Source organism: Polynucleobacter sp. AP-Kolm-20A-A1, assembly GCF_018688315.1.
GTDB lineage: Bacteria > Pseudomonadota > Gammaproteobacteria > Burkholderiales > Burkholderiaceae > Polynucleobacter.
On record NZ_CP061315.1, the window covers coordinates 938,395 to 959,711 of the forward strand.

Below are 21,317 nucleotides of genomic sequence, written 5' to 3' on the forward strand. Positions count from 1 at the left end.
GAGGCTTGTGGTCAATTAAACCGTTACAGTATCCGCAACATCGCTAAATGATTTGAGCTTGTCAAAACTCATGTACTTATAAACATCACCAGCTTTCGCATCGAGCGCCTTCACTTGCTCTAAATACTCTGCAGGAGTAGGTAGGCGACCTAAGAGGGCTGCAACAGACGCTAATTCAGCGGAAGCCAAATAAACGCGAGTATCAATACCCAGGCGGTTAGGGAAGTTACGTGTAGATGTCGATACTGCTGTAGAGCCTTTGCGAATCTGAGCTTGGTTACCCATGCAAAGAGAGCAACCAGGGCTTTCCATACGAGCACCAGCTGCGCCCAACATGCCGTAGTAACCTTCTTCCATCAAAACCATGGCATCCATCTTGGTAGGAGGGGCTACCCAGAGGCGAGTAGGCATATCTTTTTTGCCCTGAAGAACTTGACCTGCAGCACGGAAGTGGCCGATATTGGTCATACATGAACCAATGAACACTTCATCAATCTTGTCGCCAGCAACTTCAGACAATACTTTGACATCATCTGGGTCATTAGGGCAAGCAAGAATTGGCTCTTTGATTTCATCAATATTAATTTCGATGATCTCTGCGTAATCAGCGTTTGCATCAGCCTTGAGAAGTTGTGGATTAGCAATCCAAGCTTCCATAGCTTTAATACGACGACCAAGAGTGCGCTTGTCTTCATAACCATTCGCAATCATCCACTTCATCAAAGTGATGTTAGATTGCATGTACTCAATAATTGGCTCTTTATTGAGGTGAACTGTACAGCCACCAGCAGAGCGCTCGGCTGAAGCATCAGATAATTCAAACGCTTGCTCAACTTTCAAATCAGGCAAACCTTCGATTTCTAGAATACGGCCTGAGAAAATATTCTTTTTGCCTTGTTTTTCAACAGTCAACAATCCTTTTTTGATTGCATACAAAGGAATTGCATTCACTAGGTCACGCAAAGTAATACCAGGCTGCATCTTGCCTTTGAAGCGCACCAATACAGACTCAGGCATATCCAATGGCATGACGCCAGTTGCTGCAGCAAACGCTACTAGGCCAGAGCCAGCAGGGAAGGAGATGCCGATTGGGAAACGAGTGTGGCTATCGCCGCCAGTGCCGCATGTATCCGGCAGGAGCAAGCGGTTTAACCAGCTGTGGATCACACCATCGCCTGGGCGTAAAGCAACGCCACCACGATTGGTCATGAATGGCGGCAACTCATGTTGCGTGCGAATATCAACAGGCTTTGGATATGCTGATGTGTGGCAGAACGACTGCATTACGAGATCGGATGAGAAGCCAAGGCAAGCCAAGTCTTTCAATTCATCGCGAGTCATTGGGCCTGTGGTGTCTTGTGAGCCAACAGTAGTCATGTGTGGTTCGCAGTAAGTGCCAGGGCGAACGCCTTGACCCTCTGGCAATCCACATGCGCGACCAACCATCTTTTGCGCCAAGCTGAAACCTTTTTTGTTGTCCGCTGGATTTACTGGTAGACGGAATTCTGTAGAAGCCGGCAAGCCAAGAGCTGCACGTGCTTTGGCAGTTAAACCACGACCAATAATTAAAGGAATGCGTCCGCCCGCACGAACTTCATCCAAAATCACCGGTGATTTTAATGAAAAGCTAGTGATTTCACTACCGTTCTTAAATACTTTGCCTTCGTATGGGCGAAGTTCGATCTCATCGCCCATGTTCATTTGAGAAACATCTAATTCAATTGGCAAAGCGCCTGAATCTTCCATGGTGTTGAAGAAGATAGGGGCGATATTAGTGCCCAAGCACACGCCACCAAAACGTTTGTTTGGCACGAATGGAATATCTTGACCTGTCCACCAAAGAACTGAGTTGGTTGCAGATTTACGTGAGGAACCTGTACCAACCACATCTCCAACATAAGCAATCTGATTGCCTTTTTTCTGGAGGGCAGCGATTTGTTTCATTGGGCCGCGAACACCAGTTTCATCAGGCTCAATACCTGGACGTGGATTCTTAAGCATGATCGTTGCATGCAATGGGATATCAGGACGGCTCCATGCGTCTGGTGCAGGTGAGAGATCGTCGGTATTAGTTTCACCTGTTACTTTGAAAACGGTGAGCTTCATGCTTTCTGGAACAGCAGGGCGGCTTGTAAACCACTCTGCATCAGCCCAGCTTTGGAGAACGGATTTAGCGTTGGCATTACCTTTTTCGGCAAGCTCTTGCACATCATTGAAGTAATCAAACATCAAGAGTGTTTTCTTCAGCGCTTCTGCAGCAGCAGCACCGCACTCAGCATCAGCAAGTGACTCTACCAATGGTTTGATGTTGTAGCCACCGAGCATGGTGCCCAGCAATTCAGTTGCACGGATGCGAGTAATTAGCGGTGACTTTTCTGTTCCTTTAGCAACGGCGTCTAAAAATTCAGCCTTAACCTTAGCGGCTTCATCAACGCCTGCAGGAACACGATTGGTAATTAATTCAATTAGCTCAGCCTCTTTTCCGGCCGGAGGATTTTTGAGTAATTTCACTAACTCAGCGGTTTGATCCTTGGTTAAAGGAAGGGCTGGAATACCGAGGGCTGCGCGTTCAGCTACGTGGGCGTTATAGGCTTCTAACATTGTGTTTCCTATGAGGTAAAAGTGATCAATAGAAAGGCCAAAAGGGAATTCTCTCCCGTTTTCGAAATTATAGTTGTTAATTTAAGTCTTATATAAGAGTTTAAACCCTTAAAGACACTGAAAAACTACTTTTACTAATAAATTCAATGACTTATAGTATTTAAATGGGTGATTTTGGCAATAATGATCATCCATTGTTTGATTAAAGGATCTGTTCATCCTTCATTGCCCAGACCAGGGCCACAACCCAGCCAATGAGCGACCATCCTAAAAATAGGTTGAGGGCAAAAATAGCCCCAGAATTAGCCCGTCTTTTGTTAAATGCGATGGCAAAAGGGAGAAAGTAAAAGAGGGACAGTATTGTTACTAAAACAGCGAAAAATAGGCGCATTTGGGGTTTAAAAAGTCAGATTTGGTGGGTGTCATGCAATATTACCGACTTTCAATTTCCAAGTTCTATTCTTGGTGTCGTTATAATTACTTTTTCCAACAGAGCTTAAGCGATGACCAAATACGTTTTTGTCACTGGTGGTGTGGTTTCTTCTTTAGGGAAAGGAATCGCAGCTGCCTCGCTTGCCGCGATTCTTGAATCCCGCGGCCTGAAAGTCACCCTCCTAAAATTAGACCCTTATATCAACGTTGACCCAGGCACAATGAGTCCGCTGCAGCATGGCGAAGTTTTCGTTACCGAAGATGGTGCCGAGACTGACTTAGATTTGGGTCACTACGAGCGCTTCGTTTCTGCGAAGATGCGCAAAAGCAATAACTTCACTACTGGACAGATCTACGAATCAGTCATCAGCAAAGAGCGTCGTGGTGAATACTTGGGGAAAACCGTTCAGGTAATCCCACATATCACCAATGAAATTCAAGCATTTGTAGAGCGCGGTGCTAAAGCTAGTCACGATGGCAAGGCTGATGTAGCAATTTGTGAAATCGGCGGCACAGTTGGTGATATTGAATCCCTCCCGTTTCTAGAGGCAGCAAGGCAGATGAGCTTGCGTTTGCCACTGCACAGCTGCGCCTTTGTCCACTTGACCTTGGTGCCCTATATCAACAGCGCTGGCGAGTTAAAAACAAAGCCAACCCAGCATTCGGTTCAAAAGCTCCGCGAAATTGGCATCATGCCAACAGTGTTGCTATGTCGTGCTGATCGCCCAATTCCAGAAGATGAGCGCGCCAAAATTTCTCTTTTCTCGAATGTTCGTGAAGAGGCAGTTATTTCCGTATGGGACGTAGATACGATCTACAAGATTCCTGAAATGCTGCACGCTCAAGGCATGGATGATTTGATTTGCCGCGAACTAGAATTAAATGCAAAGCCTGCTGATCTGTCGGTATGGGCCCATCTTGTTTACGAAATGGCTAACCCACAGCATGAGGTGACTATCGGCATGGTTGGTAAATATGTCGAGCTAACTGAGTCATACAAGTCGTTGATTGAAGCCTTGCGTCATGCTGGCATTCATACTCATACACGAGTCAACATTAATTACATTGATTCGGAAGTGATCGAAAAAGATGGCATCGATTGCTTGACTAATTTAGATGCAATTTTGGTGCCAGGAGGCTTTGGTAAGCGTGGCACTGAAGGAAAAATTGCAGCAATTCGCTATGCTCGTGAGAATAACGTTCCTTATTTGGGTATTTGTTTGGGCATGCAATTAGCTGTTATTGAATTTGCACGTCACGTTGCAAACCTATCTAAGGCAAACAGTACCGAATTTGATCCCGCATCAGAACAGCCGGTTGTTGCGCTCATTACGGAGTGGCTTGATAGAGAAGGGCGGGTTGAGAAGCGTACGAATGATTCTGATCTGGGCGGCACAATGCGTCTTGGGTCACAGCGTTGCCCTGTTAAAGCAGGTACATTAGCTCACCGTATTTATGGTGCAGAGGTTAATGAACGTCATCGCCATCGTTATGAAGTCAACAATACTTATGTTCCCAAGCTGGAAGAGTCTGGATTAATCATCTCCGCAAGAACGCCAAATGAATCTTTGCCAGAGATGATGGAGCTACCAACATCAATGCATCCATGGTTCTTCGGAGTCCAGTTCCATCCAGAATTCACATCTACTCCGCGTGATGGCCACCCCTTATTCTCTGCGTTTATTAGTGCCGCACTTGCACATCAGAGCCAGTCTCTCAAACAAGTTGCCTAAGAGGAAGAAATGAGCGCATTCAAGCTATGTGGATTTGATGTTGGCCTCAATCAGCGCTTTTTTCTGATTGCCGGCCCTTGCGTAATTGAGTCAGAGCAATCGGCCATTGATATTGCAAGTGAGCTGAAAGAAATCACTGCCTCCTTAAAGATTCCTTTTATCTACAAGTCATCATTTGACAAAGCCAATCGCTCCTCAGGTACATCCTTCCGTGGTCTTGGAATGGAAAAGGGTCTCGAGATATTGGCCAAAGTTAAAAAAGAAGTTGGCGTGCCTGTTTTAACTGATGTTCATGACATTAGTGAAATTGCGGCTGTTGCAAGTGTGGTGGACGTTTTGCAAACCCCAGCATTTTTGTGCAGACAAACTGATTTCATACGTGCTTGTGCGCAAAGTGGTAAGCCAGTGAATTTCAAAAAAGGCCAGTTTCTATCACCTCATGAAATGCTTAATGTGGTGGAGAAGGCCCGCGCTGCTGCCAAAGAAAAAGGTCTTGCTGATCAATTTATGGTTTGCGAACGTGGAGCCTCTTTTGGCTATAACAACTTAGTTTCCGATATGCGCAGCCTTTCTATTCTTCGTGAATCTCAGGCGCCTGTTGTCTTTGATGCAACGCATTCTGTGCAACTGCCAGGTGGACAAGGAAATTCTAGCGGCGGGCAGCGTGAGTTTGTGCCGGTGTTGGCTCGAGCCGCTGTCGCTGTAGGCATCAGCGGCCTATTCATGGAAACGCATCCAGATCCATCAAAGGCATTGTCTGATGGCCCGAATGCGGTGCCTTTAAATCGGATGAAAGATTTACTTGAATCACTTGTGGCTATCGATACAGTCGTTAAATCAAGCGGTTCATTTTTAGAAGACAGTTTTAAGTAATTTAACCAAACCAATTCATATTGTTTTAAGGAGAAGGTGCATGAGCGCCATTGTTGACATCATCGGTAGAGAAGTTTTAGATTCACGCGGCAACCCAACAGTGGAGTGCGATGTACTACTTGAATCTGGCGTAATGGGGCGTGCTGCTGTGCCTTCAGGTGCATCGACTGGTTCGCGTGAAGCAATCGAGTTGCGCGATGGCGATAAAGCTCGTTACTTAGGTAAGGGCGTATTAAAGGCCGTTCAAAATATTAATGTTGAAATTGCAGAAACCATTCTTGGTTTGGATGCAAGTGAGCAAGCGTTTTTAGATCACACCTTAATTGAATTGGATGGGACTCATAACAAAGCTCGTCTTGGCGCTAACGCTACGCTTGCAGTTTCAATGGCGGTTGCCAGAGCGGCGGCAGAAGAAGCTGGTTTACCTTTATATCGTTATTTCGGTGGATCTGGCGGCATGCAATTACCTGTGCCAATGATGAATATTGTCAATGGTGGCGCTCACGCAAACAATAGCTTAGATATACAAGAATTCATGGTGATGCCTGTAGGCGCGCAAAATTTCCGCGATGCTTTGCGCTGTGGCGCCGAAATCTTTCATGAACTCAAGAAAATTATTGGCGCCCAAGGGATGCCAACAACAGTGGGCGATGAAGGCGGCTTTGCTCCAAACTTCAAGAGTAACCAAGAGTGCCTGCAGACCATTATGAAGGCAATTGAAGGCGCAGGTTATCAGGCCGGTGAAGATGTTGTCCTGGCTTTGGATTGCGCTGCTAGCGAATTCTATAAAGATGGCAAATATCATTTGTCTGGCGAGGGTCTGCAATTGAGTTCAAGCGAATTCTCAGACTATCTGGGTAATTTGGCGGATCAATTCCCGATTGTTTCCATTGAAGATGGAATGCACGAGAGTGACTGGGACGGATGGGCAGATATCACCAAGAAATTAGGTAAGAAAATCCAGTTGGTCGGCGATGATCTATTTGTTACCAATACACGCATCTTGAAAGAAGGTATCGATAAAGGAATTGCGAATTCAATCCTGATCAAAATCAACCAAATTGGCACGTTGACAGAAACATTTGCGGCAATCGAAATGGCTAAGCGTGCCAATTACACAGCAGTGATCTCCCATCGCTCAGGCGAGACAGAGGACAGCACTATTGCTGACATCGCTGTTGGAACCAATGCCGGTCAAATTAAAACAGGTTCTTTGTCGCGCTCTGATCGTATTGCTAAATACAACCAGTTATTGCGCATTGAGGAAGATTTGGGTGATGTAGCTAGCTACCCAGGTAAATCCGTTTTCTATAACCTTAAGCGTTAAATTCAGTAGAACACTTTTAAAGCATGCGTATCGTCATCTACTCTATGCTGGTATTGCTTATAGCAATCCAGTTCCCGCTTTGGTTGGGAAAGGGTGGATGGCTTAAGGTTTACGAGATGGAAAAACAAGTGGAGCTACAAGAAGCTAAAAACAGCCTCTTGGCGTTACGTAACGCCAAATTGTCAGGTGATGTTAAAGACTTAAAGGATGGAACCCGGGCTATCGAAGAGCGTGCAAGGGTAGAGCACGGCCTCATCAAAGAGGGCGAATATTTTGTCCAAATCTTGCCTGCTGATAAATCTACTGAAGCCTCGGCTACTAAACAATAAGTATTGATTTATTAGTGACCACTTGATGGTGGTCGCGTGGCATCGCTCAGTAAGTCTGTCTTAAATACCTGCAAGCAATCTACAGCATCGAAGCGGTAGGGCTTTGCGCAGAAATCACAAACGGTTTCTACTGCGCCTTGTTCGCTCAGAATGCTTTGAACCTCTTCTTCACCAAGCATACGAAGTACATCGGCTACTTTATTCCGCGAGCAACGACAGGAAAAATGAATAGGCCTCGGTGGAAAACTGCGAACACCATTTTCAGAAGATTCTTCCAAAAATAAGCGCCTGAGAATAGTCTCGGGTGCAAGAGTGAGTAATTCTTCATCGGTAATGGTTTCACCTAAAGTCTGAATGCGAGACCAACCCTCAGAAGCAGTCTGAGGATCTAAATGAACGTGACCACCAGAATCAGGAAGTCTTTGTAGCAATAGGCCGCCAACATGAGTATCGCTAGAGGCTAGCCAGATGCGGGTGTCTAATTGCTCCGAATTTTGCATATACAGTGCAATTGCCTCTGCAGCACTTGAAACGGGCTTAATAGCGGTGCCACGATGCTCTTGAAGAGCGACTATGCCTTGATAGGGTGGTTGGCCTGGCTCTCGATTGGTTGGATCCAGGGTAATGACAAGCCTTCCCGTATTGCTGGCGTCCAGCAGCTCGCCAAGAGTTGCATCTGGCGAGATTTCAGAGGCATCAACAGAAAGCTTGACTGTGGCCCTCATAGATAAGTTTGAGGTGCATTCGATGACCATTAATTGAATCGGCCCCTTACTTTGGGCCTGAATGATGAGGGTCCCATCAAACTTTAAGCTAGCGCTCAAAAGGGTGGCTGCACCCACAAAGTCACCTAGTATGCGGCGAACTGCTGGGGGTTCGTTTCGACGCTCTAAAACGGCCTGCCAGGCGCTGCTGATCGAGACTATTTCACCTCGGACGGGGGCTCCGTCACACATAAATACAAGTAATTCATTCATAGAGCAAAGTATCCACTTTTTTCAAATTTCATGTCAATTTGTGCGACCTGAGATAATACGTTTTATGCATATTCGTACACGTTTCGCCCCAAGTCCCACGGGCTTCATTCATCTGGGAAATCTTCGCAGCGCACTTTATCCCTGGGCTTTTGCTAGGCACAATAAAGGCGACTTTATTTTGCGCATTGAAGATACTGACCTAGAGAGATCAACCCAAGAGGCTGTTGATGTCATTATCGAAGGAATGTCTTGGTTGGGTCTTGATTTGGATGAAGGTCCAATCTATCAAATGCAGCGTATAGATAGATATCGCGCAGTGTTAAAGCAAATGCTGGATGCCGGCTTGGCTTACCCGTGCTACATGAGCGAAGAAGAGTTAAACAAGCTACGCGATGAACAAATGGCTAATAAAGAAAAGCCTCGCTATAACGGCTTGTGGAGGCCTGAACCAGGAAAAATCCTCCCCGCAGTACCCGAGGGCGTACTTCCAGTAATCCGATTTAAAAATCCAATCGGCGGTTCCGTTATTTGGGATGATGCTGTTAAAGGAAAGATTGAGATTAGCAATGATGAGCTTGACGATCTAGTAATCGCTCGTCCTGATGGCACCCCAACTTATAACTTCTGTGTAGTGGTGGATGATATGGATATGAAAATCACCCACGTTATTCGTGGCGATGACCACGTCAATAACACCCCAAGACAGATCAATATCATGAGGGCTCTAGGCTGTGAACCGCCTGTTTATGCTCATTTGCCAACAGTTCTCAATGATGCTGGCGAGAAGATGAGTAAGCGTAATGGGGCTATGAGCGTGCGGGATTACCAAAAGGCAGGATATCTACCAGAGGCAATTTTGAATTACTTGGCACGTTTGGGTTGGTCTCATGGCGATGCTGAAATCTTTACTAAAGAGCAATTTGTAAATTGGTTTGATTTAGAAAGTTTGGGACGCTCTCCAGCACAACATAACCCTGAAAAATTGCTTTGGTTAAATCACCAATATATTCAAAATGCAGATCCAGTAAAGCTGGCTGAAGCGACTAAGCCATTTGCGCATGAGCTTGGCATCAATACAGAGGCGGGTCCGGATTTTGTTCAGGTGGTTGATTTGCTAAAAGGACGTGCAAATACTCTGATTGAAATTGCGGAAGGCGCAAAATTGTTTTATCTACCAGCCCCAGAATTAACTGCACAACAAATCTCAGAAAATATCCCTGAGACCATCATTCCGGCGTTTAAAGATCTGGTATTGGCCATTCAGAATGCTGAGCCAAATAAAGAGGCTTATGGGGCTGCATTTAAGCAGGTATTGGCAGCGCATCAGCTTAAAATGCCAGCCTTAGCCATGCCTGTTAGATACGCATTATTTGCCACAACTCAGACTCCGGCGATCGATTCTGTATTGGTTGTTTTGGGTAAGGATGAGGCTGTAAATAGGCTTTCCAAGGTCGTTCAATAAGCAATTTGCGCACTTGCACAAAAATAGGCTAAAATCTTGGATTGTTTTGAGTCTCTTGTAGTTTTATTGCGAGATTTCGGGGGTATAGCTCAGCTGGGAGAGCGCTTGCATGGCATGCAAGAGGTCAGCGGTTCGATCCCGCTTATCTCCACCAAGAACTCAAAAAATAGAGTTTTGTAGTAGTCCAGGTCCCCATCGTCTAGAGGCCTAGGACATCACCCTTTCACGGTGAGTACGGGGGTTCGAATCCCCCTGGGGACGCCAGATCTTTCTGGTAGCTGTAAAGATGTATGATGTTGCGTTACTCGATGTATTTTGGAGCGGTAGTTCAGTTGGTTAGAATATCGGCCTGTCACGCCGAGGGTCGCGGGTTCGAGTCCCGTCCGTTCCGCCAAGACAATAAAAAAACCTCCCACTAGGGAGGTTTTTTTGTTTATCAAGCCCTTGTTCTAATGGCTTTGGGGGACATATCTGTGTAGTAGTTGTCTAGGCCAATATTTCCGCCAGCGGCTCTAGTAAAGAACCTCAACACTTCATTCAGCACAATCTCTCGCTCATTATCAATAGTGATGATGTGATAGCTATTGCCAAGCCATATGGTTCTGCGTAGGTCAGACTTTGTCCTGGATAGAATTTCTTCTGCAGACCAAATGCTACAGGTGTCATCTTCTACCGACTGCATTATTAATAATCTTGAGGTAATCGAGTCAAGATTTTTGGATACGTAAGACATTAATCCCTTGGCCTCATGCAGATGTCTTGCGGTGATAAGAGGGGCACCAACTTCGGACAATTCATGTGCCTTAAATTTATCCCTTACTCGTCGTCGTAAGTCAGGATTTTTAATACCAAAAGGCTCCCGTTCTGAGTATTCCCAGCTCCTAACGCCTAGGTTATAGGCAATATCCAGTAGGAAGCGATACCAGGGGACGGACCAGCCGTCATAGCGTAGCACCGGGGATAGGAGGGCGATCGAAGAAATATCGGTCCTTTGGGTTGTTACAGCTAAAGCCAAAGTAGCGCCCATGCTGATTCCAGCTAGGTTGATTGTTCGATATTGACCTTTGAGCTCATCAATCGCGTTATGAACCTGACCAATCCAGTTCTCATAGCTATCCGCAGCGCTACCATATAGATAGCCCTTAATTTCTGGGATGAAAGTATTAAAACCATTGGATTTTAGAAAATTAGGCAATTGGCCTAGCTCCAGGCCGCCCCCATTAAGGCCAGGAAGTAATATTGTGATACTTTCGTTTCTAGAGTCTATAGTTGTGTCTCTATATGGCATCTCTTACACTGTCTCAAATAGTATTATTTAGCTGCGATTTTATTAAAGCATACACCTACCAGGGGACACATGAAACATAATCTGAACGCCTATAGATGGTGCAGTAATAAAGGTGCCGGGTACCGCAATGCGGTCATAGGCGTCTTTTTTGCATTCTGCGTCCGCTATGCTCTTCAGCCACAAATTGAAGAAGCCTTGCCATTATTCTTTTTCCAAATTAACACCATTGTGATTGCTTTCTTCTTTGGCGCTGGCCCGGCAATATTGACGGTTTTACTCAGCGTCCCATTAATGTCATATTTTTTCATGGCACCATTTGGAGAGTTTACGGTTGTCGATTCTAGGGATATTTCAGTTTTATTTGTATATGCAACCTATACGCTAGTGGTATGTTTTTTGGTTGAATGGCTAAGAAGAGAGCAGTACAACGCGAAAATGGCCATTTTAGTTAGTGAATCTCGATTTAAGTTAATGGTGGAGGGTGATGCGAAGATCCGCGAATTACTAAATCCCCCCCCAACACACAGGCCTAACTAATTAAATACTTCCCTTAGGCAGTACTCAACTACTTCTTGGGCGTGGTGATTGATGCGGCCATAGCGTCGTAGTAAATCACCTTAACTTGTTCGCCGACATTCACATCCGCCAATAAAGCCGGGTTCTTGACGGTAACGGTGGTAATTTTCCCACTAGGGCCTTTTACAGACACCAGTTTTTTCTCGCGATTCACTTCAACGATATCTGCAATGATGGTTGTTGTATTGGTAATCTTTTCAGACGGCTTTTCATTTGCCTTAGAGGTTGAAACTGTGTTGGTCTCAACCTTGCTACGAATGCCATCACTTTTTGTTTTGATGAGTTCAATTGCAACAGCTAGCTCATAGGTGACATTAACGCGATCCCCTTTTTTGATTTGATCAAAATTGGTAATTTCAGGGCCCGCAATAAATTTAGAGGTGCCTTCTTTGTTCTTAAAGGTAATAGTGCGCGATTTTTTATCAACTTTGACAACTTCACCTTCATACAGCTGATAGCGGTTATCCGTAACTGCCGCATCAATTACCACTGGCTTATTGGCGCCAGATTGGGCTGCATTAGGCTGAGCAATCGCAATTGAGGAGCTTGCCAATAAAGCCGCCAAAAGCATGCTGACTGAGGTAGATTTGATGATCATTATTTTCCTTATGTATAAAAGCTGACAAATTCAATATTAGCTTACTTTCCAGGGCTTTTGATAACGGGGCGAACGAAGTCAGGGCCAGCCATAAATCCAGTTCTTTGTTAACATCTTTAACTCTTGATTTAACCTTTAAAGGGTTTTAAATGCCTCAATTTGCTGCCAATCTCACCATGCTTTTTAATGAGGTGCCATTTTTAGAGCGCTTCAAAAAAGCGGCTCAAGCCGACTTTAAAGCGGTCGAGTTTTTATTTCCCTATGCCCATTCGGTAGATGAAATTAAACAAAAGCTAGATGAAAATCATTTGAAAATTGTTTTGCATAATTTGCCAGCAGGAGACTGGGATGCCGGTGAACGTGGTATTGCTTGCATGCCAGATAGGGTCGACGAGTTTAGAGCTGGAGTTAGCAAGGCGATTGCATACGCAAAGGCGCTTGACGTTTCTCAGTTAAATTGCCTTGCCGGCAAGACTCCCGCGGGTGTTGATACCCAGATTCTCCATGACACCTTTGTGAGTAACTTGCGTTATGCCGCTGCAGAGTTAAAAAAGGCAAATTTAAGATTGCTTATTGAACCTATAAATACCTTTGACATTCCTGGCTTCTTTTTATCTCGCACTAAACAGGCAATGGATATTCTTGATGAAGTCGGTGCTGACAATGCTTTTGTGCAATACGACATTTATCATGCCCAACGCATGGAAGGCGAGCTTTGCAAAACGATAGAAAGTAATTTATCGCGCATTGCACATATTCAGCTAGCAGATAACCCTGGGCGCAATGAGCCTGGAACTGGTGAAATTAACTATGTGCATCTCTTTCAATTTCTTGACCGCATTGGCTACAAGGGTTGGATTGGCTGCGAATATAAACCAGCCACCAATACCGTTGATGGGCTTGGCTGGATTAAAGAGCTGAACTAAGCAAATTAAATCTATAAATATTCTTGGAGACTATATGAGCGATAAATTAAAACTAGGTTTTGTGGGGCTGGGCATTATGGGCGCACCCATGGCAGGTCATTTGATAGCTGCAGGGCATGATGTGTTCATCAATACCCGCAGTAAAGTGCCTGAGACCCTAGCTTCATCAAATGCACAGGTTTGCGCTTCACCTCAAGAAGTGGCTAGTAAGGCTGACATTATTTTCACTATGGTGCCCGATACGCCTGATGTTGAGAAAGTTTTATTTGGCGAAAAAGGAATTGCCGCTGGACTCACCAAGGGAAAGATCGTTGTTGATATGAGCTCGATTTCCCCGATTGCCACCAAAGAGTTTGCCAAGAAAATCAATGCGCTAGGCTGCGATTATCTTGATGCGCCCGTATCGGGCGGAGAGGTTGGTGCTAAGAATGCAACGCTTTCGATTATGGTTGGGGGTGATGAAGCCATATTTGAAAAGGTAAAGCCCATATTTGAATTAATGGGAAAAAACATTAATTTAGTCGGCGGAAATGGCGATGGTCAAACTGCAAAGGTTGCCAATCAAATTATTGTTGCATTAAACATTGAGGCTGTTGCAGAGGCACTGCTGTTTGCGTCTAAGGCTGGAGCAGATCCGGCAAAAGTGCGCCAGGCATTGATGGGTGGTTTTGCGGGCTCAAAAATTCTGGAGGTGCATGGTGAAAGAATGGTCAAGCGTACATTTGATCCAGGATTCCGAATTGAGCTGCATCAAAAGGATTTGAACTTGGCATTAAATAGTGCCCGCGCTCTCGGGGTTTCGCTACCCAATACCGCTACCGCTCAAGAGTTATTCAACTCTTGCTCAGCGCATGGAGGTAAAGCATGGGATCACTCTGCAATGGTCAAGGCTTTAGAAAAATTAGCCAATTTTGAAATAGGGCAGAAGGCCTAAATAGTCATGACAATAACTTTAGTCGTGTACTTGCACGGTTTTCGATCATCACCCAGATCTAGTAAGGCAGTAATGACTGGCGAGGCGGTTGGCGCAGCATCTGTCGATGGCAATTCTTTTGAGTGGTTTTGCCCGCAATTACTCGCCTCTCCAAAGGAGAGCATGGATTTGGTTATCAATCGAATTGAATCCTCCTCATTTGATCGTTTAGTTGTCATTGGTTCTTCCTTAGGTGGTTTTTATGCCAATTACCTGGCAGAAAAATATAGTTGCAAAGCAGTGGTTCTTAACCCGGCAGTAAGAGCTCCAAGAGAGCTGGCGCCACACGTCGGAATGATGACGTCTTATGACAGCGATGAACCATTTGATTTTCGTCCTGAATATATTGAGCAATTACAGGCGCTTCAGGTTGAAAAAATAACTGATCCAAAACGTTATTTTTTGATTGCCGCTAAAGGTGATGAGTTGCTTGACTGGAGGGAAATGGTTGAGTTTTATAAGGGGGCCAAGCAATTGGTTCTAGAAGGAAGTGATCACGGCATTGCCGATTATGCAGACCACCTTCCAGTAGTTATGAGCTTTATCTCTACCTAGCCATTTGATTGCAGCAAATTTCTTCTGTAAGATGATTCCAATGATCTACGCCACATGGTGAGATCTCGAAAGGAGGATTTGTGCTGAGCATCTTGAAATTAGACGCAGGTGGGATTCCCCAAGGTTGGGTTAATGCTGAAGAGGCTACTAAAAACTACGCTGATAAGAGCGTTCTTTGGACTCTTGGTGAGCCCATCTTTAAAATGCGCGGCGGAATCTCTAGATCTAGCGGCCTCCAATCAATTATCGAGCTACATTCTATTATTGCGGTTAAAGGAACGGCGAAGATCAATCTATTCGATGTTGTTCCTGTAATTACGCGACACAAATTATTTAAGCGAGATCGTGGTCTTTGCGCATATTGCGGAGATGCCATACATGAGAGTCAAGCAGAAGCTGAACACATCATCCCTAATAGTCGCGGCGGAAAATATAGTTGGATGAATTTAGTTATCTCATGTAGACCTTGCAATCAAAAGAAGGGGAATCGCACACCTGAGCAAGCCGGCATGAGTCTTCTTTATGCCCCTTACTTGCCAAGTCTTTATGAGGATATGATTCTCAAAGGACGCAATATCTTGGCTGATCAGATGGACTTTCTTGCGGCGAACTTACCAAAAAATAGTCGTCTATTAGAGGGCGTACTCTGATTCTGCATTGGTTGCCCAGCTTTAAAGATTTTGCGTGTATGAAATCATTGCGGATCGTATTAACTGCATTGGCGCTTTCCTTGTTTGGGCACCTTATTCTTTTTTTTGGAATTCCATTCTTATCGTTCAATTCTGCCCCTCAGATTCCAGAGGATCTCATCATTCGCACAGAACTTAAGGTCGAACCCCCCAAAAAAATTCAAATGAGTAAGTCTTTAAAACAGACTCCTAAGCAAACAAGCAAAAGCTCACAAATAGCTGATGACAAGAGCCAAATACCTGGCGGGCAGGGCGGCTCCTTTGATCAACAGGGCGCAGCATTTAAGCTCCCTGAATCAGGGGTTATTTATTACGATTCTTACGTAGATGGGCAGAAATACCAAACTGGAGAAATTGACTGGATCAATGAAGGCGGCAACTATCGCCTCTACATCTATATTCCCTATGCATTTGTTGGCCCGTTTGTATTTGAATCTCGGGGAACAATAGATTCATATGGAATTGCTCCTTTGATTTATTGGACTCAACGCGGAACTAAAAGCCCTCGCTATTCTAGATTCGATAGGAATGAAAAAGGGGAAGGGCAGATGTTTTTCTCGGAGAAGCCAGAGTTCACGCCCAAAATTCTCCCAGGTACCCAGGATCGTTTTAGTCTGCTATTTCAATTTGCCTCTTTGCTCAATGGGGACAATAAGATTGATGAGTCTGGCAGCATTCGCTCCATACCGGTAGTTGACTACAACACGCTTGAAATGTGGCAATTTAAAAGTTATGGCGAAAGTCTGTCTGATGATGTGCCTTCGCTGGGTAAGGCGGTAAATCGTCATTACGCCCTTATGCAACGCGAAAATGACCCCTACAAGAGGCAGGTAGATATTTGGTTCTCAAAGGACTTGGATTGGCTTCCTGGCCGCATTCGCTCTCTGGAATCCAATGGAAGGGTTTTAGAGTTGGTCTTTAAGCAGAGGAATCCGCTTCCAAGCCCTGCAAAGGTAAATTAATACAGCCTTTAAAAACCCGTTCCAGATCGTGGATTTTGATTTGTTCTGCCTAATAAAGCACCCATCATTGAATATAAGGCCGCCCCGGACATCGAGACAGCAAATATTCCCGAGAACGAGATGATGATGGGTAAAACCCTCCAGTGCTCAGATAGCGTGTAATCGCCATAACCAACGGTTGTATACATTTCACCGGCAAAGTAAAAGGTCTGAGGGTTGGTTGGGAATACCTTGAGTGCAACACATATATAGGCCCAGGCAATGATCTCGACAAAATGTACGGCAATGATCAACAAGATTGCTATGAAGTAGGAAACAAAGTTCGCCCCATATACGCGTTTATTTTCGAGCTTCTGATCGATCCAGTGAAAGGTACCGGCAATCATCAAGACTGCTACACCGTGCAAAGTCAGCATCAAGCAAGCCAAAACCAATACTAGCCATATTTGACTGTTTCCCATGTCTGTATTGATCTCTGAGAAAAGAGTGTGGAAGCTAGGAAGGTCTGAATTACGAAGGAAGTCTAGAAACATGGTTTTGCCATCAGGGTTGTACTACAGAAATATCTTATTTGACATAATAATGATTATACGCAGATAGACATTATCAAGGTTTGGTTGGGGCGGCCTTCATATTGCTGACATAAGGCTGTTTATAAAGCTTAAGCCATCTGGCTCTGAGTCCATCTCCTATCCAAGGCTTTTCATAGATGTCAGCAATGTCAATCGCTGTGAGGCCTAAGTTATTGCGTATTTGGATGTCTGCTCCTTTATCAAGGAGTAACTTTACTAATTGCTCATTACCCGACTGCACAGCCATCATTAAAGGCGTTGTTCCATTTAAGCTTCGTGAGTCTACGGTGGCGCCATTGGCGATTAAAAATTGAGCAATCTCAATATGGCCATTCGTGCAGGCGTAATGCAATGGAGTCCAGCCGACATGGTCGACCATTGCTTTCTTTTGAAGCACAAAGGTCTTTACCAGCGGCAAATCACCATTAATTGAGGCGATCATGAGGGGTGTTTCACCATATTTATTAGATAAATCTACATCGGTCCGTTTATCGGCAAGAAGCAGCTCAATAACCGCATTTGACTTATCCTTTATCGCCAAAATAAGCATTGGATTGCCTTTTGGGTCTGTTGTATTGGGGCTGACACCATTCTTTAACAGGGATTTAACCTCAGAGGCATCATCAAATTTTGCTGCCTTTGTGAATGCGGAAATTTGGTCTTCAGTTTGCCCAAATGAAGGCGAAATAAAGAGTGTTAAAAGGATTAAAAATGAAGCCGTTAACTTAAATAGAATTCTCAATATTAATCCCTAATTATTTGAAAACATTGATAAAAATTATCCGATGTTTGCTTGGCTAGATCATCAACAGACACCCCCTTCAGATTGGCAATAAATTCACCTACCTTGGATACCCAAGCGGGTTCGTTTGTCTTTCCGCGGTATGGAATGGGTGCCAAATACGGTGAATCTGTCTCAATCAGCATGCGATCTAAGGGTACCTGTATGCAGGTCTCCTGCAGATCTTTAGCGCTCTTAAAGGTCACAATCCCAGAAAAAGAGATAAAAAAACCCATTTCCATAGCTGCCCTGGCAACCTCAAAACTCTCTGTAAAGCAATGCATCACACCGCCAATGCGGTCTGCGCCCTCTTCTTTCAGGATCTTGATCGTATCCTCTGAAGCTGAGCGAGTATGAATAATGAGGGGCTTTTTAGAGGCAATAGATGCCCTAATATGAGTTCTAAAGCGCTCACGCTGCCATTCCATTGACTCATAGCTGCGATCTCCCATACGGTAATAGTCCAGACCAGTTTCACCAATGGCTACTATTTTGGGATGCTTTAAAGCGGTTTCTACCAAGAAATCAAAGCTTGGCTCAGGCGTATCCTCATAATCAGGATGGACGCCCACTGAGGCATATAGATGAGAATGGTCTTGCGCCAGCTTCAAGACATTTGGAAAGTCGGGTAAATCTACCGAAACACACAGCGCATGACTAACTTTTGCGGCCTGCATGTTGGCGAGGACCTCAGGCAAGCGTGCTTGAAATTCCGGAAAATCGAGGTGGCAATGGGAGTCTATGAACATGACTCGCTATTTTAGTCTTCCTAGCGATAGCTTAACCGCCAAACAGCTGTTGGTATTGAGAAAGCAGCGCCTCTAGTTGAATTCGGTTAGCCAGTGGATGGTTCTCATGACGGCGAGCCTGCGTTAAGGATTTCCAAAAAGCGAGTAACTTTGGCAAATTCGCAGTCTTGGATAGATTTTGTAGGGTTGGAATGTGCTTTGGGTAGTAGCGGGGATCGCCTCCTTGCGCCACTGACTGAAGGTCCGAAACCCAGCGTTGCATCGTTGCCAATAAAAAGGAGTAGCGAGCCTTGTGAATTTTTTCAGCTGCATCAAGCCAGTTAATGCGGGCACCTTGCGACATCGATTGAAGTAAATAACGCGAGGCTTGAATAGAAATGGTTAATTCATCCTTCTCATCTTTGTTGTGGCGCGCAACCAAAGATTCCAGCACTGAAAATGGTGCCCCGCCCTGCTCATCATAAATTGTTTCGATATCAGCATCGGCCATCTTTAAGCCGGAGATGCCTTGAACTTTATCCCGCAGCCAATCTAAGCCAAGCTGACGATCTGGGCGAGGAGCTGTTAGCAAACGACAGCGGGAGCGAATGGTGGGCAATACCCGATCAACACGATCTGCTAGCAACAGAAAGATGGTGTTTGGCGGTGGCTCCTCAAGTGATTTGAGTAATGTGTTTGCCGAATCAGAACGCAACATCTCTAGCGGGTAGATCAAAATAATTCGGTTTCCGCCGCGATGAGAGCCTATAGAGAGGCATTCAATCGCGCCACGAGTTTCCTCGATAGAGATATTCTTCTTCTCTTTCTTTTCGCTGGCCTCTCCATCACCTTCATCACGTGCAGCTCGCCCTTTTTTGGGAGCATCATCGCCCTCATATTCGGCGTGGGGTAATAGCTTGCGGTGAGTCTCAGGTACTAGAGAAATAAAGTCGGGATGATTGCCGGTATTAAACCAATGACATGCCTCGCATTGGTTGCACGGTTTTTGAGTACCTTGACTACTCTCACATAAAAGCGCCTTGGCTAGTTCAACTGCAAAAGGAAATTTCCCGATACCAGATTGACCATGCAGCAAGATCGCATTAGGAAGATTTTCGAAGTCCAGACTATTCCATAGCGATTGCAGCCATGGGGCAATATGAGAATTTTCGTGTTCAATGGTAAGCATACGAACGACTTAAATCTTAATCTCTATTGACTGCAAATCACCCCAAATGAATTCCGGAGTTTTGGTTGCATCAACTAAATAGAAACGCTTGGGATCCTCTTTTGCGCGACGAAGATATTCTTGACGTACCTTTTCAAAAAAATTCAAATCCATTTTTTCAAACTTATCGGGCGCCCTTACCTTCGATCTACGCCCCTCGGCAACCTCGCCAGGAAGATCAAATAGGATGGTTAAATTTGGCTGAAGTAGCTTGCCATCGGCACTTCCTTGTACCCAGCGCTCTAATTCATTGAGCTTATGGATGCTAAGGCCACGTCCACCGCCTTGATAAGCAAAGCTCGCATCTGTAAAGCGATCTGAAATCACAATCTTTCCGGCGGCAAGGGCCGGCTCAATGACTTGAGCGATATGTTCGCGTCTAGCAGCAAACATTAATAACGCTTCAGTCTCAAGATTCATTGGTTCATCAAGTAGCAGGCTACGAAGTTTTTCGCCTAAAGGTGTACCACCGGGCTCCCTTGTCAAAACAACTTCTCTATCCGGAAAGCGCTCTTGCATCAGCTTGCAAAATGCTTCTACGTGGGTACTTTTTCCGGCGCCGTCTATGCCCTCAAAGCTGATGAAATAACCTGGAAAAATTGTTGTCATAAAAATTTCTATTGATTGGCTTTATTTTGACTTGATTTACGTTGATAGCGATCTACGGCCTCTTCATGTTGACTTAAATTATGAGAGAAGTGACTTGTTCCATCCCCTTTAGCTACAAAATATAAGACATTGCTTTTTTCTGGATGAGCCGAAGCCTGAATAGACTCCATGCTCGGCATTGAGATCGGGGTTGGTGGTAAACCTTTGTGCATATAGGTATTGTAGGGACTGTCCTTGCGAAGATCCGCTTTGCGTAAATTCCCATCAAATTTAGGTCCAATTCCATAAATGACGGTTGGATCAGTCTGTAAAGGCATATTTTTATTAAGTCGATTCACAAAAACTGCTGAAATCAAGCCCCTATCGCTGGAACGCCCAGTTTCTTTTTCGACAATAGAGGCCAGGATTAATAGTTGATATGGCGTTTGTAGCGGTAGGCCTTCGGCCTTTTGATCCCAAATTTTTATTAATTGCTTTTGCATTGCTTGTGAGGCCCTGCGATAGATATTGAGATCTGGTTCGTCTGGATCAAAAATGTAGGTATCGGGTAAAAATATGCCCTCAGCATTTGCATAGCTTAAGTTCAGGCTCTGCAGCAAATCCTTGGTAGTCATTCCTTTAGTTTGGTGAATTAAGGCTGGATGTGCATCTACAAGAGCGCGTAATTGCCATATTGTCATTCCCGGAATAATGGCAATGCTCTCTCGGACCCTATCCCCGCGCGCGATCTGCAAAAGGACTTTCCCTAAGCTTGCTCCAGTTGGTAAAAGATAGGTTCCTGGTTTTAGCTTGGAGCCTATAAATAGAGCCTTAGCGGATATCTGAAAGCTATAGATGCCTACCGAAATACCTTGCGCTTGAAGTTGATCCGCAATACTCCGCAAGCCTGACTGCGGCTTAATTTGAATCTTGTACTGAGGTGAACCGACGATATTAGAATCTTTGGGTACAACCGGTAATAAGAAAATGGCGCCGTAGAAGATGCACGCCAGAATGGCGGCAATCGAGAGTAATGTTTTTAACCCTTTGACGTTGAGCCGCTTTTTTCTAAAAAACGATCTCCTCTGAATTTTTCTGCTCATCAGGCTATGATAAAAG

At 44.9% G+C, this 21,317-nt stretch carries 22 protein-coding genes and 3 tRNA genes; 14 read left to right on the forward strand and 11 right to left on the reverse strand.

Annotated elements, in window-relative coordinates; all coding sequences use genetic code 11:
• Window positions 1–15 precede the first annotated feature (15 nt).
• Window positions 16–2,601, reverse strand: a complete 2,586-nt coding sequence (locus tag C2745_RS04890) for a bifunctional aconitate hydratase 2/2-methylisocitrate dehydratase (RefSeq protein ID WP_215385490.1) — start codon at window positions 2,599–2,601, stop codon at window positions 16–18.
• Window positions 2,602–2,803: 202 nt separating this feature from the next.
• Window positions 2,804–2,992, reverse strand: a complete 189-nt coding sequence (locus tag C2745_RS04895) for a superinfection immunity protein (protein WP_215385491.1) — start codon at window positions 2,990–2,992, stop codon at window positions 2,804–2,806.
• A gap of 112 nt (window positions 2,993–3,104) precedes the next feature.
• Here C2745_RS04895 and C2745_RS04900 point away from each other — a divergent pair, with 112 nt between their 5' ends.
• Genes C2745_RS04900 through ftsB form a run of 4 tightly spaced genes read left to right on the forward strand, consistent with a single transcriptional unit; the run spans window position 3,105 to window position 7,295 of the window.
• The gene (locus C2745_RS04900; RefSeq protein ID WP_215385493.1) at window positions 3,105–4,766 is read left to right on the forward strand and encodes a CTP synthase; all 1,662 of its coding nucleotides are present in this window, start codon (window positions 3,105–3,107) and stop codon (window positions 4,764–4,766) included.
• Window positions 4,767–4,775: 9 nt separating this feature from the next.
• Window positions 4,776–5,639, forward strand: coding sequence for a 3-deoxy-8-phosphooctulonate synthase (gene kdsA / locus C2745_RS04905; RefSeq protein ID WP_215385495.1), 864 nt, complete (start codon window positions 4,776–4,778; stop codon window positions 5,637–5,639).
• Between the two features lie 40 nt (window positions 5,640–5,679).
• Entirely contained in the window at window positions 5,680–6,966 is a 1,287-nt protein-coding gene (gene eno, locus C2745_RS04910; protein WP_215385497.1) for a phosphopyruvate hydratase, read from the forward strand.
• A 23-nt stretch (window positions 6,967–6,989) separates the two neighbouring features.
• Window positions 6,990–7,295: a cell division protein FtsB gene (gene ftsB / locus C2745_RS04915; protein ID WP_215385499.1), complete on the forward strand. Its 306-nt coding sequence runs from the start codon at window positions 6,990–6,992 to the stop codon at window positions 7,293–7,295.
• An 11-nt stretch (window positions 7,296–7,306) separates the two neighbouring features.
• Here the strand turns inward: ftsB and C2745_RS04920 are convergent, their stop codons facing one another.
• Entirely contained in the window at window positions 7,307–8,272 is a 966-nt protein-coding gene (locus C2745_RS04920; RefSeq protein ID WP_215385501.1) for an Hsp33 family molecular chaperone HslO, read from the reverse strand.
• 64 nt (window positions 8,273–8,336) lie between these two features.
• Between C2745_RS04920 and gltX the strand changes: the two genes are divergently transcribed.
• The 4 genes from gltX (at window position 8,337) to C2745_RS04940 (ending at window position 10,128) form a co-directional block, all read left to right on the forward strand.
• Window positions 8,337–9,734, forward strand: coding sequence for a glutamate--tRNA ligase (gltX, locus tag C2745_RS04925; protein ID WP_215385503.1), 1,398 nt, complete (start codon window positions 8,337–8,339; stop codon window positions 9,732–9,734).
• Window positions 9,735–9,812: 78 nt separating this feature from the next.
• Window positions 9,813–9,888 (forward strand) — tRNA-Ala (locus C2745_RS04930).
• Between the two features lie 34 nt (window positions 9,889–9,922).
• A tRNA-Glu gene (locus C2745_RS04935) sits at window positions 9,923–9,998 on the forward strand.
• Between the two features lie 53 nt (window positions 9,999–10,051).
• Window positions 10,052–10,128, forward strand: a tRNA-Asp gene (locus tag C2745_RS04940).
• Window positions 10,129–10,170: 42 nt separating this feature from the next.
• On the opposite strand, the gene C2745_RS04945 is transcribed toward C2745_RS04940, so the two are convergent.
• Window positions 10,171–10,929, reverse strand: a complete 759-nt coding sequence (locus C2745_RS04945) for a carboxylesterase (protein WP_251368411.1) — start codon at window positions 10,927–10,929, stop codon at window positions 10,171–10,173.
• 162 nt (window positions 10,930–11,091) lie between these two features.
• On the opposite strand from C2745_RS04945, the gene C2745_RS04950 reads away from it, so the two are divergent.
• Window positions 11,092–11,559, forward strand: a complete 468-nt coding sequence (locus C2745_RS04950; RefSeq protein ID WP_215385506.1) for a DUF4118 domain-containing protein — start codon at window positions 11,092–11,094, stop codon at window positions 11,557–11,559.
• Window positions 11,560–11,587: 28 nt separating this feature from the next.
• On the opposite strand, the gene C2745_RS04955 is transcribed toward C2745_RS04950, so the two are convergent.
• Window positions 11,588–12,196: a hypothetical protein gene (locus tag C2745_RS04955; protein ID WP_215385508.1), complete on the reverse strand. Its 609-nt coding sequence runs from the start codon at window positions 12,194–12,196 to the stop codon at window positions 11,588–11,590.
• A 149-nt stretch (window positions 12,197–12,345) separates the two neighbouring features.
• On the opposite strand from C2745_RS04955, the gene hyi reads away from it, so the two are divergent.
• From hyi to C2745_RS04980, 5 genes are all read left to right on the forward strand, one after another.
• Window positions 12,346–13,122: a hydroxypyruvate isomerase gene (gene hyi / locus C2745_RS04960; RefSeq protein ID WP_215385510.1), complete on the forward strand. Its 777-nt coding sequence runs from the start codon at window positions 12,346–12,348 to the stop codon at window positions 13,120–13,122.
• Window positions 13,123–13,156: 34 nt separating this feature from the next.
• Window positions 13,157–14,056: a 2-hydroxy-3-oxopropionate reductase gene (glxR, locus tag C2745_RS04965; RefSeq protein WP_215385512.1), complete on the forward strand. Its 900-nt coding sequence runs from the start codon at window positions 13,157–13,159 to the stop codon at window positions 14,054–14,056.
• Between the two features lie 6 nt (window positions 14,057–14,062).
• The gene (locus C2745_RS04970; RefSeq protein WP_215385513.1) at window positions 14,063–14,650 is read left to right on the forward strand and encodes a YqiA/YcfP family alpha/beta fold hydrolase; all 588 of its coding nucleotides are present in this window, start codon (window positions 14,063–14,065) and stop codon (window positions 14,648–14,650) included.
• Window positions 14,651–14,730: 80 nt separating this feature from the next.
• Window positions 14,731–15,300: an HNH endonuclease gene (locus C2745_RS04975; RefSeq protein ID WP_371742998.1), complete on the forward strand. Its 570-nt coding sequence runs from the start codon at window positions 14,731–14,733 to the stop codon at window positions 15,298–15,300.
• Between the two features lie 38 nt (window positions 15,301–15,338).
• On the forward strand, window positions 15,339–16,301 hold the full coding sequence (locus tag C2745_RS04980) for a DUF3108 domain-containing protein (RefSeq protein ID WP_215385516.1): 963 nt from the start codon (window positions 15,339–15,341) through the stop codon (window positions 16,299–16,301).
• 8 nt (window positions 16,302–16,309) lie between these two features.
• Here C2745_RS04980 and C2745_RS04985 read toward each other — a convergent pair whose 3' ends face one another.
• The 6 genes from C2745_RS04985 to mltG form a co-directional block, all read right to left on the reverse strand.
• Entirely contained in the window at window positions 16,310–16,834 is a 525-nt protein-coding gene (locus tag C2745_RS04985) for an ion channel (RefSeq protein ID WP_215385519.1), read from the reverse strand.
• 73 nt (window positions 16,835–16,907) lie between these two features.
• Complete coding sequence (locus C2745_RS04990) at window positions 16,908–17,615, reverse strand: ankyrin repeat domain-containing protein (protein WP_215385520.1); 708 nt, start codon at window positions 17,613–17,615, stop codon at window positions 16,908–16,910.
• A gap of 2 nt (window positions 17,616–17,617) precedes the next feature.
• Window positions 17,618–18,403, reverse strand: a complete 786-nt coding sequence (locus tag C2745_RS04995; RefSeq protein WP_215385522.1) for a TatD family hydrolase — start codon at window positions 18,401–18,403, stop codon at window positions 17,618–17,620.
• A 31-nt stretch (window positions 18,404–18,434) separates the two neighbouring features.
• On the reverse strand, window positions 18,435–19,571 hold the full coding sequence (locus C2745_RS05000; RefSeq protein WP_215385524.1) for a DNA polymerase III subunit delta': 1,137 nt from the start codon (window positions 19,569–19,571) through the stop codon (window positions 18,435–18,437).
• A gap of 9 nt (window positions 19,572–19,580) precedes the next feature.
• On the reverse strand, window positions 19,581–20,219 hold the full coding sequence (gene tmk, locus C2745_RS05005; RefSeq protein WP_371742999.1) for a dTMP kinase: 639 nt from the start codon (window positions 20,217–20,219) through the stop codon (window positions 19,581–19,583).
• Window positions 20,220–20,227: 8 nt separating this feature from the next.
• On the reverse strand, window positions 20,228–21,301 hold the full coding sequence (mltG, locus tag C2745_RS05010; protein WP_215385526.1) for an endolytic transglycosylase MltG: 1,074 nt from the start codon (window positions 21,299–21,301) through the stop codon (window positions 20,228–20,230).
• Window positions 21,302–21,317: the final 16 nt, after the last annotated feature.

Bases quoted from the DNA above. Each gene is read 5' to 3' on its own strand.
- C2745_RS04890 (WP_215385490.1), bottom strand. From the start codon at position 2,601: ATGTTAGAAGCCTATAACGCCCACGTAGCTGAACGCGCAGCCCTCGGT.
- C2745_RS04895 (WP_215385491.1), bottom strand. From the start codon at position 2,992: ATGCGCCTATTTTTCGCTGTTTTAGTAACAATACTGTCCCTCTTTTAC.
- C2745_RS04900 (WP_215385493.1), top strand. From the start codon at position 3,105: ATGACCAAATACGTTTTTGTCACTGGTGGTGTGGTTTCTTCTTTAGGG.
- kdsA (WP_215385495.1), top strand. From the start codon at position 4,776: ATGAGCGCATTCAAGCTATGTGGATTTGATGTTGGCCTCAATCAGCGC.
- eno (WP_215385497.1), top strand. From the start codon at position 5,680: ATGAGCGCCATTGTTGACATCATCGGTAGAGAAGTTTTAGATTCACGC.
- ftsB (WP_215385499.1), top strand. From the start codon at position 6,990: ATGCGTATCGTCATCTACTCTATGCTGGTATTGCTTATAGCAATCCAG.
- C2745_RS04920 (WP_215385501.1), bottom strand. From the start codon at position 8,272: ATGAATGAATTACTTGTATTTATGTGTGACGGAGCCCCCGTCCGAGGT.
- gltX (WP_215385503.1), top strand. From the start codon at position 8,337: ATGCATATTCGTACACGTTTCGCCCCAAGTCCCACGGGCTTCATTCAT.
- C2745_RS04950 (WP_215385506.1), top strand. From the start codon at position 11,092: ATGAAACATAATCTGAACGCCTATAGATGGTGCAGTAATAAAGGTGCC.
- C2745_RS04955 (WP_215385508.1), bottom strand. From the start codon at position 12,196: ATGATCATCAAATCTACCTCAGTCAGCATGCTTTTGGCGGCTTTATTG.
- hyi (WP_215385510.1), top strand. From the start codon at position 12,346: ATGCCTCAATTTGCTGCCAATCTCACCATGCTTTTTAATGAGGTGCCA.
- glxR (WP_215385512.1), top strand. From the start codon at position 13,157: ATGAGCGATAAATTAAAACTAGGTTTTGTGGGGCTGGGCATTATGGGC.
- C2745_RS04970 (WP_215385513.1), top strand. From the start codon at position 14,063: ATGACAATAACTTTAGTCGTGTACTTGCACGGTTTTCGATCATCACCC.
- C2745_RS04980 (WP_215385516.1), top strand. From the start codon at position 15,339: ATGAAATCATTGCGGATCGTATTAACTGCATTGGCGCTTTCCTTGTTT.
- C2745_RS04985 (WP_215385519.1), bottom strand. From the start codon at position 16,834: ATGTTTCTAGACTTCCTTCGTAATTCAGACCTTCCTAGCTTCCACACT.
- C2745_RS04995 (WP_215385522.1), bottom strand. From the start codon at position 18,403: ATGTTCATAGACTCCCATTGCCACCTCGATTTTCCGGAATTTCAAGCA.
- C2745_RS05000 (WP_215385524.1), bottom strand. From the start codon at position 19,571: ATGCTTACCATTGAACACGAAAATTCTCATATTGCCCCATGGCTGCAA.
- tmk (WP_371742999.1), bottom strand. From the start codon at position 20,219: ATGACAACAATTTTTCCAGGTTATTTCATCAGCTTTGAGGGCATAGAC.
- mltG (WP_215385526.1), bottom strand. From the start codon at position 21,301: ATGAGCAGAAAAATTCAGAGGAGATCGTTTTTTAGAAAAAAGCGGCTC.